This is a genomic window from Caryophanon latum, assembly GCF_001700325.1.
GTDB classification, from domain to species: Bacteria; Bacillota; Bacilli; order Bacillales_A; family Planococcaceae; genus Caryophanon; species Caryophanon latum.
This window is the reverse complement of record NZ_MATO01000031.1, coordinates 72811-86612: the sequence shown is the minus strand read 5'-3', so window position 1 is coordinate 86612 and position 13802 is coordinate 72811. Positions and strand designations below refer to the sequence as shown.

General features: G+C 46.4%; 14 protein-coding genes and 1 pseudogene. 5 read left to right on the top strand and 10 right to left on the bottom strand.

Annotated elements, in window-relative coordinates:
- Positions 1-35 precede the first annotated feature (35 nt).
- Positions 36-653, bottom strand: a complete 618-nt coding sequence (locus A6K76_RS07870) for a TetR/AcrR family transcriptional regulator (RefSeq protein ID WP_066463801.1) — start codon at positions 651-653, stop codon at positions 36-38.
- Positions 654-996: 343 nt separating this feature from the next.
- Here A6K76_RS07870 and A6K76_RS07865 point away from each other — a divergent pair, with 343 nt between their 5' ends.
- Positions 997-2688: a methyl-accepting chemotaxis protein gene (locus A6K76_RS07865; RefSeq protein ID WP_211271749.1), complete on the top strand. Its 1692-nt coding sequence runs from the start codon at positions 997-999 to the stop codon at positions 2686-2688.
- 118 nt (positions 2689-2806) lie between these two features.
- Here the strand turns inward: A6K76_RS07865 and A6K76_RS07860 are convergent.
- From A6K76_RS07860 to A6K76_RS07835, 7 genes and pseudogenes are all read right to left on the bottom strand, one after another.
- Positions 2807-3154 (bottom strand): annotated as a pseudogene (locus A6K76_RS07860) (Rpn family recombination-promoting nuclease/putative transposase); the annotation flags it as partial.
- Positions 3155-3246: 92 nt separating this feature from the next.
- On the bottom strand, positions 3247-3486 hold the full coding sequence (locus tag A6K76_RS07855; RefSeq protein WP_066463792.1) for a PD-(D/E)XK nuclease family transposase: 240 nt from the start codon (positions 3484-3486) through the stop codon (positions 3247-3249).
- Between the two features lie 146 nt (positions 3487-3632).
- Entirely contained in the window at positions 3633-3725 is a 93-nt protein-coding gene (cydS, locus tag A6K76_RS17275; RefSeq protein WP_425393872.1) for a cytochrome bd oxidase small subunit CydS family protein, read from the bottom strand.
- Positions 3726-3737: 12 nt separating this feature from the next.
- Positions 3738-4766: a cytochrome d ubiquinol oxidase subunit II gene (locus A6K76_RS07850; protein ID WP_066463790.1), complete on the bottom strand. Its 1029-nt coding sequence runs from the start codon at positions 4764-4766 to the stop codon at positions 3738-3740.
- The gene (locus tag A6K76_RS07845; protein ID WP_066463788.1) at positions 4766-6097 is read right to left on the bottom strand and encodes a cytochrome ubiquinol oxidase subunit I; all 1332 of its coding nucleotides are present in this window, start codon (positions 6095-6097) and stop codon (positions 4766-4768) included. The genes A6K76_RS07850 and A6K76_RS07845 overlap by 1 nt, the downstream gene beginning before the upstream one ends.
- A gap of 649 nt (positions 6098-6746) precedes the next feature.
- Complete coding sequence (locus tag A6K76_RS07840; protein ID WP_425393871.1) at positions 6747-7376, bottom strand: response regulator; 630 nt, start codon at positions 7374-7376, stop codon at positions 6747-6749.
- Positions 7354-8394: a sensor histidine kinase gene (locus A6K76_RS07835; RefSeq protein WP_066463784.1), complete on the bottom strand. Its 1041-nt coding sequence runs from the start codon at positions 8392-8394 to the stop codon at positions 7354-7356. Before A6K76_RS07835 ends, A6K76_RS07840 begins: the two co-directional genes overlap by 23 nt.
- A gap of 360 nt (positions 8395-8754) precedes the next feature.
- On the opposite strand from A6K76_RS07835, the gene cydD reads away from it, so the two are divergent.
- The 4 genes from cydD to A6K76_RS07815 all read left to right on the top strand — a co-directional run bounded on the left by cydD (position 8755) and on the right by A6K76_RS07815 (position 12751).
- Positions 8755-10401: a thiol reductant ABC exporter subunit CydD gene (cydD, locus tag A6K76_RS07830; RefSeq protein WP_066463782.1), complete on the top strand. Its 1647-nt coding sequence runs from the start codon at positions 8755-8757 to the stop codon at positions 10399-10401.
- 2 nt (positions 10402-10403) lie between these two features.
- Positions 10404-12059: a thiol reductant ABC exporter subunit CydC gene (cydC, locus tag A6K76_RS07825; protein ID WP_169817997.1), complete on the top strand. Its 1656-nt coding sequence runs from the start codon at positions 10404-10406 to the stop codon at positions 12057-12059.
- A gap of 117 nt (positions 12060-12176) precedes the next feature.
- Positions 12177-12380, top strand: coding sequence for a helix-turn-helix transcriptional regulator (locus A6K76_RS07820; protein ID WP_066463776.1), 204 nt, complete (start codon positions 12177-12179; stop codon positions 12378-12380).
- Positions 12377-12751: a hypothetical protein gene (locus A6K76_RS07815; protein WP_066463774.1), complete on the top strand. Its 375-nt coding sequence runs from the start codon at positions 12377-12379 to the stop codon at positions 12749-12751. The genes A6K76_RS07820 and A6K76_RS07815 overlap by 4 nt, the downstream gene beginning before the upstream one ends.
- A gap of 51 nt (positions 12752-12802) precedes the next feature.
- Here the strand turns inward: A6K76_RS07815 and A6K76_RS07810 are convergent, their stop codons facing one another.
- On the bottom strand, positions 12803-13282 hold the full coding sequence (locus A6K76_RS07810) for a hypothetical protein (RefSeq protein WP_066463773.1): 480 nt from the start codon (positions 13280-13282) through the stop codon (positions 12803-12805).
- A 19-nt stretch (positions 13283-13301) separates the two neighbouring features.
- Positions 13302-13661, bottom strand: coding sequence for a hypothetical protein (locus A6K76_RS07805; protein WP_066463770.1), 360 nt, complete (start codon positions 13659-13661; stop codon positions 13302-13304).
- Between the last annotated feature and the right edge of the window lie 141 nt (positions 13662-13802).

Here is a 13802-nt window from a genome sequence, read left to right as displayed (position 1 = left end):
ATACCGACTAGTCGGTCTCGAATTGCTAAAAAAAATTATCGCTGCTGCATGCGGTGCTGCTCGGCAATCGCTAACCCTTGTTCGGTAACGATTCCTCGCAAAATGACATCGTTAAAATGCTTCGTAATTTGCGTCATCGTCAGCTCTCCATCATGTCGGTACCACTTATACGTCCAGTTCACCATGCCAATAATCGCCATCGTTGTGATCGTCGTCGATAAGTCCAGCCGAAATTGCCCTTCTGCCTTGCCTGCTTCGATGACGTCCTCAATCATGCGACGATATTGCGTGCGCTTTTCATGAATCGGTGCTTCGAATTCTGCTGGCAAATACGCCACTTCGTTATAAAACACCGTTATGTGACGCATGTACACATCAAATACGTTCGTAAATGCGTACAGCATCGCGCTAAGCTGCTCGACTGGTGACGATGATGAGGCGCGCGCTTTTTTCGTTTGTGCAAGCACGTACGAAATAAAGACGTTATGTATTTCATAAAGCAGTGCATCCTTCGATTTGAAATTATGATAAAAGCCGCCTTTCGATGTACCTGCTCGTTCGACGATTTCGTCAACTGAAACGCGATTGTAGCCTTTTTCATAAAATAAATCGAGCGCTGCCTCCAGCACACGGGTACGAATGGTCGCCTTCATGTGAATCGCCTCCTCTGCTACAACATGAAGCAATTTTGTCGTTCATGTCATCTTTACCACAATTCCAATTTACCACCGAATAACATATTTTGTCTACAAAAAAACATTTTTTTCTGCTTTATGTAAAGAAAGAACTCTTTAACATATCCTTCCACCCTACATGTGACACGCATTCACGAAAAAAAGCGCCGCGCAAAAATAGTTGGCGGCCTCACACTTTGTCACTGTTTCGTCAAAGTATCGGTATTTCAGTTTGCTTGCTGTGTTAAAAGTTATAATCTTTCTTCTGCTGTAAGTTATGATAAGCTATTATAGACTAATTATTTTTTATGAGGGAGGCGACATGATGACAATTAAAAGGTCATTGCAATTCGGTATTATCGCCGCAGTATTATTGGCCGCTTTTTTGGCAGGAAGCTTAATTTATTTAACGACGACGATTTTTTCATTAAGTGAAACATTAAACACACGCAATACGATTACGAACGCAGTGGCCGATTTAGAAAACGAGTCGCTTTATTTAACGAATGAGGCGCGCATGTACGTTTTCAATAACAAACAAACATACTTAGCAGAATATGAAAATAAATTAGCCGAAGATACATTTTTACAAACAGCTGAGCTACTAAAAAGCTACAACGTTCCAGATGAGCTAATAGAGCAGTTAACATTTATTAACGACAAGTCACTCGCGCTAACCGATGTCGAATACGAAGCGTTTAATGCGATGAAAGCAGGCAATGTAAAAAAAGCACAAGACCTTGTGACGAACACAGCTTATGAGCAAGCAGCCATCGAAATTGATGAGCTGTACGCTGCATTTAAAGAGGAGTTAAACGTTTGGGCAGACGAGCTTGCACTTAAAGCGACCGCTTCGACGAATATCGCCTTTATTTTCATTATTATCGCGGCAGTATCGTTTGCCATTTCAGTCATCATTTATTTCATCATCCTCATTCGACGTTTAAAGCCGCTTGAAATTCTCACGGCAACGTCACAAAAAATGGCGGCCGGCGATTTCACAAGCGAGCCGCTGCCGATTAAATCACGTGACGAAATTGCAGTGCTATCAGCGTCATTTAACGACATGTCACAAAATTTACGAAGCGTACTATCAGCTGTTGCGCAATCGAGCACGAACGTTGCCGCTTCATCAGAGGAGCTGCTCGCAAGCGCGGATCAATCCGCACATGCGAGCCATCAAGTAACATCGAGCATCGAGAAAATTTCACAGCAGGCGACAAATAGCGATGACAACTTAAACGAAACGCTCGTCGCCTTGCAGGAAGTAACAGAAGGCATTACACACGTTGCAAGCGCCGCTGAAGATGTAACAGCTGTATCAACTGTCGCCCAGCAAAATGCGCGAGACGGACATCGCGACATCGCATTAACGGTCGAGCAAATGAATGCGATCGATAAAGCCGTTCAGCAATCGCTCTCAACCGTCGAAAGCTTAATTACCCATTCTGCACAAATTGAAGACTTCGTATCGATTATTACGACGATTTCAAGCCAAACGAACTTGCTCGCATTAAACGCAGCGATTGAAGCGGCTCGTGCAGGCGAGGCAGGTAAAGGATTTGCGGTCGTAGCTGATGAAGTACGCAAGCTCGCCGAACAAACGACGAACTCCGCTGCAAAAATTGTCGACATCGTGCGCATTTTACAGCAAGGCATTCAACATATGACGAACGACATGGAGCAAGTGAGCACACAAGTACAGCAAGGTGTCATAACCGCAACGAAAACCGGCTCATCATTTGAAGTTATTTTAAAATCAACCGTAGCCGTGAGCGACCAAATTATGAGCGTCTCTGCCGTCGCCGAGCAAATGGCCGCTTCTACAGAGCAAATGGCGGCAACGTTTGAAACGTTAAAGGACGGCTCAAGCATTACGACAATGAGCGCGCAGCAAGCCGTTACACTCGTCGAAAAGCAATACGCAACGACCGAAGAAATTAATGAAAGCGCGAAAATGCTCGCATCATTAGCCGAGGAGCTAAACAAAGAGCTAACGCGATTCAAAGTATAACGACAAAAAGATGTGCCGCATTTTCACTTGCGAGCACATCTTTTTCATTCATTTTATTATTTTTCTTGTAGCGGATGAATTTGTTCCAACGTTAAGCCAGTACACTGTTAAATGATGTTCATATCGACGTTCGCTGCGAGCATTTGCCGCGCCACGCTTTTAAAAATTTATTCATTTCAATAAAATGCACTTCGAGTATGTCACCGATTGGGCGCAAACGCTTCAACTCTGCGTCCTCATACAAATGATACGTCGTGTGGTAGTGCGGCAAATCGTTCAACACCGTAAAGTTGCAAATGTTAATTGTAATGGTCGGCAAGAGCGTGCGATACCCTTTTCCTTTTTCGAGCTGCTTCGCAAACAGACGTGACCAATAGTAAAGGGTACGCTTCATCATGTCGTCTTGATTCGATAGCTGCATCTCAATGTTAATGTGCTCACCCGCCTGCGTTTTTACAAGCAGATCAAGATGGGCTTCTAACGTACTTTATTAGATGATATGTAAAATGATAATGGCTGTATGCGCGCGACGAGACTCCTTGGGGAAAAGCTCGTGACTCAAGACCCCGCAACCGCTCGCGGTGAGGAGGCTTGAGCCGAGCCCCAGGAACGCGAGTCGCATGGCGCATACAGCCTTTCTTTAATCGTATCGCGTCCTGTTCGTGCCAAAATCGCATTTAAGAACACAATTGTAATATGTTTGTTACGCTCGCTGCCGAACAGTTGCTTAAAGGCAAAGTCCACTTTCAAATCAATCAATTTATGCAGCGGAATGCGTCGCAATGCTTGTTGATTCATCGAAAATCACCTCTATCATTAGTTTTGATTGTAGCATAATGGCGTGGCACTCCGCAGTCGAGCGAACGTCGCAAAATGAACATTTGCACGCATTACTTGAAAAGAAAAAGGCATTTGAGCCATAGCTACTCAAATGCCTAATTCGCTTATTCAGCTGTTTTCACCGCGACGACGAATGCCGCTGCAATTGATGCCACGACGACAACAATCGGTGCGTAAAAGATTAAAAAGTGCTCCATACGAATTCACCCCTATACGTGCGTTTCTTCGTCGCCAGATGCGTAGGACTTGTTGAAAATGAACAGCTTCAACACTAAATACATCGACGGAATGAGTAAGCATAGCCCAGCGATAAACGCGATGACGATTGCTATTGCCATAGACGTTGTCGTAAAGCTGTCGTGCACCGTTAAATATGGATACAGTAAATACGGATAGTGCGAGATGCCGTATGCGAAAAATGCAGTTGCAAATTGTAAAATCATCAGCAATACGGCAAATCCGTACTTGTCTTTCAGCCAAAGTAGTGCAGTTGTCGCCAAAAATAAAATGCCCGATACGATAAATAGCCACGATAAATCGACCATATTCGCGTAATGCCAGTTGCCTGTGCGGCGCATTTCGACAATGATGCCGATTGCGCTGACGATAAGCGGCAATGACGTAACGAGCGCATATTTTCGCATAAGCATACCTGCTTTATTATCGCCTGCATAATGCGCATACCATGTTAAAAACACGGCAGATATATATAACACAGCAGTAATACTAAGCACGACGATTGCCCATGTGAGCGGACTCGTAAACAGTGCGTTGTAATCAAGCTGTGGTCCTACTTCTGTTAGTTGTACGAAGCCACCTTCTGAAATCGTCAGCACGACTGAAAGTGAAGCAGGAATAAATAACCCTGCTAAACCGTACATGAGCGCATACCCTTTATGCCCCGTCACGCCGCTATACGATTCAAACGCATAGTAGCTACCGCGCAGCGTTAATAAAATGAGCGCGATCGACGCTGGCACAAGAAGTACTGTACCGTAGTAATACGCCGTTTGTGGGAAAAAGCCGACGATGCCGACGAAGAAGAACACGAAAAACACGTTCGTAATTTCCCACACTGGCGATAAATAACGTTTAATAATACCCGATAAAATATGATTTTTATTCGTCACTAAGCTGTACGCATTAAAGAACCCCGCCCCGAAATCGATCGAGGCAACAATGACGTAACCGAGCAAGAAAATCCATAATACCGTAATGCCTAACACTTCTAAAAACATTACACCCCACCGCCTTCACGCATTGCTAATTCTTTTTCGACTGGGTTATGTTTAAACATGCGACGTAATACGACGATGCTGCCGATTGCTAAAATGAAATACACAATCGCAAATGCAATGAAGAGCCATTCGACACCAGTAGCAGTCGTTGCGCCGTCTGCTGTGCGCATAATGCCGTATAAAATCCACGGCTGACGACCGAGCTCTGCTAACCACCAGCCCGCTTCAATCGCCACGAGTGATAGCGGTCCGCTCAGCACGATGAACCATCTAAATGGTCGCGAATGAATCCATTGCCAGTTGCGCCATTTCCCGAATACGAATGCAAACGATACAAAGATCATGAGCACGCCGATCGACACCATCACATCAAAGAAATAGTGCGTTATAAGCGGTGGCTGCTCGTCCTCGGAAAATTCATTCAGCCCCGTTACTTCTGCATTGAAGTCGTTGCTCGCTAAAAAGCTGAGCACTTTCGGAATGCGAATTTCATATTTTACTTCCTCGCCGTCAAGCACACCGAAGAAAATTAAATCCGCTCCTGCTTCTGTTTCAAAATGCCACTCTGCTGCAGCAAGCTTTTCTGGCTGGTACTCCGCTAAATATTTCGCTGAGAAGTCCCCGACAAGCGCCGTTGCAAGCGAGAAAATAATACCAAGCTTCATCATTAAACTAAGCGCTTTTTTATGATACACATGGTCTTCACCACGCAGTAATCGATACGCGGCAATGGCAGCTAAAATAAACGCCACCGTCATATAGCTTGACGTTAACACATGCCCGATTTTCGTCGGCATCGCTGGTGTAAACATCGCTAAAATCGGCTGAATGTTAATAAGCTCTCCACCGACGAGGTCAAATCCGCGCGGTGCATTCATGAACGCATTGACGATTGTAATGAACACGGCTGACATCGATGCGCCAATCGCTACCGGAATGAGCAGTAGCATATGGTGCTTCGGATTTTGGAAACGATCCCACGTATATAAATAAATGCCTAAAAAAATCGCTTCAAAGAAAAAGGCGAACGTTTCCATAAATAGCGGCAAGGCGATAATTTGCCCTGCAAGCTCCATAAACTGCGGCCAAAGCAACGATAGCTGTAAGCCAATCACTGTACCGGTTACGACGCCGACTGCTACCGTAATCGTAAAGCCGCGCGCCCAGCGTCTTGCCATGAGCGTGTAGTGCGCGTCGTTTTTCTTATAGCCGACGTACTGCGCAATTAAAATCATGAGCGGCACACCGACACCTAATGTTGCGAATAAAATATGAAATGATAACGTCAGTTCCGTTAATGCCCGACTCCAAAAAACGGCTGATTGATCCATTTGAAATGCCTCCTTACATTACAAAATCGCTGCGATAATTGTCGATAACGCAATCGATGACAGCGTAAAACTGATAGCTACCACTTTCTTGCTCATGCTCGTGCCCCCTCGTGCTTCAAACTGTATTGTCAGTATAGAACGACGCGAAGAACGAAAATATAGGGGTTTCCCACTATAACGAGCAGGAAAATGTGAACAAATGGTGGAGGAAAGAGGAATTGGGGGTATTGCTCTCCACGTCGAGGCAGATGTGAGAAACGTGTTCGCTTCTGCGGCTCGCTTTCTTGGGACTTGCCGCGCACAAACAGTAACTCATATGTTGCACGTTACATAGCTGAGACTGCGGAAACATGAATTTTGCGGTTTAAAACGTTTGAGGAATACATACAACGATTGCGAAAGTGCGTTCAACATGGTTTTCATTGCAAGTAATTTATTTGAACAATTGGAATACGTTCGAAGGAGAGCGATGTATTCAGTCCTGAAAGTGTAAAGAAGTAGTTGCGACGTGGAAGAGCAAACTTCTAGAGAAACAGTACGAGCGTCGAGCCGTCCCCCTACAAAAGCCTGCTCGAAGAAAAGCAACTACGAAAACAACAAAATGCTAGTGGAAAAAAGAATTTCCCACTAGCACGTAAGCACTTTCCCCTCAATCAATATACCCGTTCGTAATGCCGTACTGAATGAGCTCCGCCTTACTCGTCAGCTCAAGCTTATGCATAATGTTCGCCTTATGGTTTTCGACCGTTTTTGCGCTAATGAACAGCTTGTCGGCAATTTGGACGTTCGTGTAGCCGAGAATCGTTAAGCGTAGCACCTCCTGCTCGCGCGTTGAAAGGACGTCACCTTTTTTCTTCTTTTGCTTAAACAGTTTGTCGAGCTGCTCGTCCGGTAAGCCGACGTCGAAGTAGCGCTCGTTATGATACACTTTGTAAATTGCTTCGTACATGACACCGCCTTGACTGTTTTTTAAAATGTAACCGTCCGCCTGCAGTTCAATGGCGCGTTCAATGTATGCAATTTCGTTATGCATCGTTAAAAAAATAATGTTAATGTGCGGCAGCTTTTCTTTAATTTCCTTCGCTGCTGTAAAGCCGTCTAGCCCACCTGGAATCGAAATGTCCATTAATATAACGTCTGGCTCAAGCTGATATGCAAGCTGAATTGCTTCCTCACCATCGCTCGCCTCGCCAACGACCGTCACATCGTCGTAATGATCCAGTAGTAGCGCAATGCCTTTACGAATTAATACGTGATCATCTACTAATAATATGTTCATCATTTTGCCACCTCGGTATGCGTAGTTCAATTGTCGTTCCTTCACCTAATACGGACGTAATACGGCACGCGCCGTCAATAAATGCCATGCGCTCCTCCATATGCTTTAGCCCGAGCCCTTCACTTTGTAGCTGTTTGCGATCAAAGCCGATACCATCATCTGTAATCGTCACGCGCAAATAGTCCGCATCGTCCGACAACGTTACGCTTACATGTTTCGCATTCGCATATTTCAGCACGTTATGAATCGCCTCCTGCACGACGCGGTAGACGTTAATTTCGACGTCAGGTGTGTACCGCTCGACGTTGTGCGACTGACATGCAAACGAAATGTGCGGCATATTTTTATCAAAATGCTGCAGCATCGTTTGAATTGTCGGCACGAGTCCAAGCTGATCTAAGCTGTGCGGTCGGAGCCGGTGCGAGTACGCCTTCACATCGTCCATTGCGCGCTGCAATTCGTGCTGTACTTCGGTAATGTAGGAAGACAGCTTCGGATTGTCGTGAATGAACGAGTTCACCGCCTGCAGTGCGACCGACACCGTAAAGAGCGATTGTCCAACGCCGTCATGCAGCTCTTGCGCAAGCCGTTTATGCTCTGATTCCCTCGCATCAATGAGCGCATGCATCATCTTTTTCGTAATATCGACTTCCTGCGCCTTTTTTAGCAGCTCCTGATCGCGCAGCACGAGCAAATATTCCGTCTCGCCGCTTTCGGTGTTCGCATAAATCGCCGCAGTGCTCATTTCAACGTCGATTTGCTTGCCGTGATACGTCGGCATTTGCGATAAAAACGATGGCACTTCGCTATTGGCAATTAAGTAGCACGTCGGCTCACCGCTTGCTTTTACCCGCTCTTGACAATACGTACAGTACGGCACACTCTCCCCAACACGCCAGCCGGTCAATCGCTCTGCCGCCGGATTCATCATGACGATTGTGCGCGAGGCAGTCATGACGATAATGCCGTCTTGGATATGCTCGTAAATTTCTTTAAAGTAATTGTTCGTTAACGTCATCGCGTACAGTCCTTTCGTTAAAATAACAAGCGTCTTGATACGCTAGTCAATTGGCAGTTTCACGGCTCGCTCACTGCCGCTAATGTACAGCATTGATTTCAGTTTTGTTGCGGAACAAAGGCTAAATTCGTCGCGTCCATACGACAACTCCTTTGTAACCAACATCGTGTTGCCCTCTGCTGAAAGCGTCCACCAAAGCAAAATCGGCAACAAATGACACTTACCGCACTCTTCTTTCAGTGTAAAAAAACTTGTGACAAAATTATATAGGGGGCGCCCCCTAAATACACAATATTAGTGGAAAACCCCTAGTTTTATTTGCCACACTTTTTTCTATCATAAACGAAAGGAGCGAGAACGATGGCATTTTTACAACAATTTATTCGAAAACAACCATTTGCTGTAGCAGGCATTTTAGTAAGCGCCGTTTTGTTAAGCGCAAGCATTTTACTGCAAGGCTACAGCATCGTCCAAATCGTCACAGCCGTTTTTATCGAACAACATAAATTCACTAATACATTTGTTTATTTTAATTACCTTGCTGCAGCGATTGCGCTACGCCTTGCGATGCAGTGGAGCATTCAGCGCATCGGCGGGCATCTTGCCTATGACGCGAAGCAACAAATTCGGACAAAGCTGCTCGCACATTGGGCAAACGTACCATTAAATGATTATGTCCAATCGGCAACAGGTGATAAAGTGACGCTGCTCATGCAGACAGTCGACGAGCTAGAAAGCTACTACCGCGACTACATTCCGCAGCTCATGAAGACGATGACGATTCCGCTCGTCGTGTTAATCGCCGTCTTTTGCACGCACACAAACAGCGGCTGGATCATGCTCATTACCGCGCCATTTGTGCCAATTACGTACATCATCGTCGGCATGCAGACGCAAAAAAAAGCCGAGCAGCAGCTTGATGCAATGAACCGCTTCTCTGGCACGTTTTTAGATTTACTGCAAGGCTTACAAACGATTCGCCTATTCGGACAGCAACAAACGCAAGCAAACGTCCTTGATGAAAGCAATAAAGGCTTCACTGAACGCACGATGACCGTGTTAAAAATCGCGTTCGCCTCGACGCTATTTATCGAGCTCATTGCAACGCTCGGCATCGGTTTAGTCGCGCTTGAAATTGGCTTCCAAATGATCGTATTCCAAACGCTGACGTTCGCACCAGCATTTTTCGTGCTAACGCTTGCACCAGAATATTACAACTCGTTAAAAGAGCTCGGCGCTGCATTCCATACAGGGCGTGGCAGTTTAGGGGCAGCGACGTTAATTAAACAGGAGCTTACGAAAACGTATACGCACGTCGCATGGGGAGAAGAGCCGATGCCGCTTCAGCCAACGATTACGCTACAAGACGCGACATTACGCTACGACGACACGACAACAATCGGTCCGATATCGCTTACAATTCGCCCAAACGAAGTCGTCGCACTCGTCGGCAAAACAGGGCACGGTAAAACGACGCTGCTGAACATGTTATCGAGCTTTGCGGAGTTAACAAGCGGCGCGCTATTGTACGACGGTCGCCCGCGCCATCACTACAGCGAGGCAGACTGGTACGCACAAATGAGCTACATGTCACAGCACCCGTACATTTTTGCCGGTACGCTGCGTGACAACGTATGCATCGGGCAAACGGTGAGTGATGATGCGTTATTTGCGGCACTGCAACAAGCACAGCTCACAACTTGGGTAGAAACGTTACCGAACGGACTCGACACGATGCTCGGTGAAGGTGGGCTCGGCTTATCGGGCGGCGAAAAGCAGCGTGTTGCCATCGCCCGTGCATTTGTGAAACGTGCGCGCATTATCTTTTTAGATGAGCCGACCGCCGCGCTTGACGTCACAACCGAACGTTTATTGCTCGATGCAATCGATACGCTACGTCAGCACGCAACGATTATTATGACCGCGCATAAAAAGCAAAGCATTGACCGCGCGACCGTCGTGTACGAAATTGCGAATGGACGCATTGTCAACAGAAAGGATGAATAATGATGCAGCTACTTCTTCACATCATTTGGCGAGATAAAAAAACAGTATTACTGACGTTGCTCGCTGGTACAGTAAGCGGCTTAACGGCAGTCGCACTGTTCGCCCAAAGCGGACTGCTCATTTCAAAAGCCGCGCTCATGCCACCGTTTTACGTCATTTTAATTTTAACGGCATTTTTAAAGCTGTTTGGCGTTACGAAATCGGCAAGCAAATATGCGGAGCGCTTACTGTCACACCGCGTAACGTTTCAGCTCATGCATGACGTGCGCATGCGCTTTTTCGACAAATTGCTGCCACAAGCACACGTATTGCAGCGCTATAAAAGCGGCGATTTACTAACGCGCATTACGAGCGATGTTGAAACGCTGCAGCACTTCTTTTTACGGGTGCTGTACCCGCCGCTTGTGACGATGCTCGTCTTTGTCGCAACGATGATGTTCATGCTCTTTTTCTCACCGCTGCTTGCTGGGCTGTTACTCATTGGGCTATTGCTAACGACGGTCGTCATGCCAGCGATGCTTTCGATGCGCAAGCTACAAGCCGAACCGCGCGACGCAACGATTGCGGCAACGGAATATTTTTACGGCTACCGCGAGTTGCTGCTGCATAACGCTCATCAGCAAAAAGAGCAGCAATTACGTCAGCTCACAAACGACTACGCCAAATCGTTACAGCGCAAAAAAAATCGCGAAAGCTCCTCCTATATTTGGAACCAAGCGATTGCGCTAACGACGGCATTTTTCATTATTTTCGTCGGGGCGTATGCGGTATCGACAGGCGATGTGGAAGGCGTATATTTTGCGATGCTCATTCTCGTGTCGCTCACCGTGTTTGAAACGGCGATTCCGATGGCGAGCGTGCCGACGTTTTTACGCGATACGAAACGCGCGGTCGCACAGCTGCACGATATTACCGAAACGGACGAAAACAACGGCTCGGTCATCGCAGCGCATGCATGTGCATCACTTTTACTGCAAGACGTCTCATACACGTATGAACGAAGCACACGCCCTGCCATCTCACACATTCATATGCATATCGCCCATCAACAAAAGATCGCCATTGTCGGTGCGAGTGGCTCAGGGAAAACGACGCTCATGCAGCTGCTTATGCACGAAATGGCGCCGACGTCTGGTGAAGTATTACTCGGCGACATTCCGCTGCATCAGCTTGAACGCAATTCGTATTACACTCATATCGGCATGATGCTTCAGCACAATCACTTTTTTGCTGGCACGATTCGCAGCAATTTATTACTAGCAAACGAACACGCAACGGACGCTCAGCTTACCGATGCACTACAGCGCGCACAGCTCGACAAAACGCTCGATGCACCCGTTTTTGAAAAAGGTCGCAACTTATCGGGCGGCGAGCAGCAGCGTCTTGCGTTTGCCCGTCTGTTGCTAAAAGGTGGCGACATTTGGCTCGTCGATGAACCGTTCACGAGCGTCGATGTGCAAACAGAAGAGCAGCTGCTTGCGACGATGCTGCGTGAAGCTGCGGACAAAACGCTCGTCATCATTACACATCGCCTTACAAACTTAGCGCAGTTTGACCATATTTACGTCATGGACGGCGGCGAAATCGTCGAGCACGGCACACATGAACAGCTGCTTGCGAAAAACGCGCTGTACGCACGCATGCACGAAGCGTCGTAAACAGAAAAAACCTTTAGCCGACATTTTCGTCTAAAGGTTTTTTCGTTTGCCTTTTTCATCTCCCTAATGTAAAGTCTACTTTACGTAAAGCAAACTTTACTACAAGTAGGTGAAGCGATGAAAAATCATATTAAAGAGCTGCGCGCAACGCATGGATTGTCTCAAGATGCACTCGCCGAAAAGCTCGGTGTATCGAGGCAAACGATCATTTCGTTAGAGAAAGGACGCTACAATCCTTCGATCACGTTAGCGTTTAAGCTAGCACGTTTATTTCACTGTCCGATTGAAGACATTTTTATTTATGAGGAGGAGACGCAATGAATAGCAAGCGAACGTTATTTTTACTATTAGGTGTTATCTTTTTGTTAAACGGGCTCATTATTAACGGTGCAAGTATGTATGCAGGGCAATTTCCTGGAGCGCTCATGGCATTTGCGATGGCGGTTATGTCGTTTTGTTTAGCGTATTTATCTCCACATTTTGCCGCGAAGGACGAGCGCGCACAAGCAATTCGGGAACGCGCCGTTTACATCAGTTACTTTTGGGGTGTCGGCTTTGCCATATTATTAATGCTCCTCTTTAACCCGATGTCTCCTCTTCAGGCGACCGCGTTCCATGCGTTATCACTGTTTATGGCGTTTTACATTTCGGTCGTCTTTTTAAGCATGGTCTATTACGCAAAAAAATATTGAGTACATACGAAAAGGGCTTGCTTGAACATGTTCAAGCAAGCCCTTTTTTCATTATCGCTGTAACGATTGAAGCAGTTGTACAATATTCATTTTATTCGACTGCCCGATGAGATTGCCGTACTTTTGATCTTTCGCCGCGCGTGCGGTAAATTCGGCAATCCAGTCGATGCGTCCAGCGTCGTCCGCAGCCGTTTCATACATCGTAAAGTTCGGTGCTGCGTTGCCGTTTGCCGCTTGCTTTATATAATCGGTTGCGCGACCGTAGTCAAACGTCATCATCATCATCATTTCTTTAAACGTCATTGCCCCGGCATCGTGCATCTCATTTGCCATCTCCGTTAACTGCTCAAACGTCATACTGCGAACGTCGTATCGGTTTGCGATATCCTCGACTGCTGCCTCCACGTCCGTTACGTCAAGCGCCTTTGTTTTTTCGGCTAGCACGTTTGCGAACTGCTGCTCCGTTGCAACGTTCGTTTGTTGATAAGAAGCTTCTGTTTGCGCCAAAATGCGACTTACTTGTTGAATCATTGTATGCCCTCTTTTCCTATTATTGTATGATCGATTGCTTGAAACTAGCTAGCTTTTGAATAAGCAAACTATATGCGTCCTGCTCTTTTTGTGACGTTTCCATCATTTGTTTATTGCTTTCACGAAACGCTTGAAACTGATCGAAATCAAGTACGTCGACCGCTTTGCTCGCCGTTTCATAATCGTTGCTATGTTGCATCGTCAGCTTCAAACGTGTTAAATCGTTCGTAAAGTTTTTCAATACGTCATTTGGTGCTTTTAGCTGTAACGTCGATTGGCTCAACGTCGCCGCTTCACCGCCATTGCCGATACGTGCCCCTTTTTGCAGCACACTCGTATTAACAAAATTACTTGCGACACTATTTCCATGTATTTTCATGCAACCCACCCTTTAACACATTTACCGACAAACAACTAACATTTTCTAGGTTCATCACCGTAAGCTGGGGTTGACGTATAAAAGTTGCTTGAAACGAGAGGCGGACTCCAGCGGGAAAAGCGCGAGCCTCAAGACCCCGCA

Excerpts from the sequence above, each read along its gene's own strand:
- A6K76_RS07870 (WP_066463801.1), bottom strand. The coding sequence starts at position 653 with ATGAAGGCGACCATTCGTACCCGTGTGCTGGAGGCAGCGCTCGATTTA.
- A6K76_RS07865 (WP_211271749.1), top strand. The coding sequence starts at position 997 with ATGATGACAATTAAAAGGTCATTGCAATTCGGTATTATCGCCGCAGTA.
- A6K76_RS07855 (WP_066463792.1), bottom strand. The coding sequence starts at position 3,486 with ATGAATCAACAAGCATTGCGACGCATTCCGCTGCATAAATTGATTGAT.
- cydS (WP_425393872.1), bottom strand. The coding sequence starts at position 3,725 with ATGGAGCACTTTTTAATCTTTTACGCACCGATTGTTGTCGTCGTGGCA.
- A6K76_RS07850 (WP_066463790.1), bottom strand. The coding sequence starts at position 4,766 with ATGTTTTTAGAAGTGTTAGGCATTACGGTATTATGGATTTTCTTGCTC.
- A6K76_RS07845 (WP_066463788.1), bottom strand. The coding sequence starts at position 6,097 with ATGGATCAATCAGCCGTTTTTTGGAGTCGGGCATTAACGGAACTGACG.
- A6K76_RS07840 (WP_425393871.1), bottom strand. The coding sequence starts at position 7,376 with ATGAACATATTATTAGTAGATGATCACGTATTAATTCGTAAAGGCATT.
- A6K76_RS07835 (WP_066463784.1), bottom strand. The coding sequence starts at position 8,394 with ATGACGTTAACGAACAATTACTTTAAAGAAATTTACGAGCATATCCAA.
- cydD (WP_066463782.1), top strand. The coding sequence starts at position 8,755 with ATGGCATTTTTACAACAATTTATTCGAAAACAACCATTTGCTGTAGCA.
- cydC (WP_169817997.1), top strand. The coding sequence starts at position 10,404 with ATGCAGCTACTTCTTCACATCATTTGGCGAGATAAAAAAACAGTATTA.
- A6K76_RS07820 (WP_066463776.1), top strand. The coding sequence starts at position 12,177 with ATGAAAAATCATATTAAAGAGCTGCGCGCAACGCATGGATTGTCTCAA.
- A6K76_RS07815 (WP_066463774.1), top strand. The coding sequence starts at position 12,377 with ATGAATAGCAAGCGAACGTTATTTTTACTATTAGGTGTTATCTTTTTG.
- A6K76_RS07810 (WP_066463773.1), bottom strand. The coding sequence starts at position 13,282 with ATGATTCAACAAGTAAGTCGCATTTTGGCGCAAACAGAAGCTTCTTAT.
- A6K76_RS07805 (WP_066463770.1), bottom strand. The coding sequence starts at position 13,661 with ATGAAAATACATGGAAATAGTGTCGCAAGTAATTTTGTTAATACGAGT.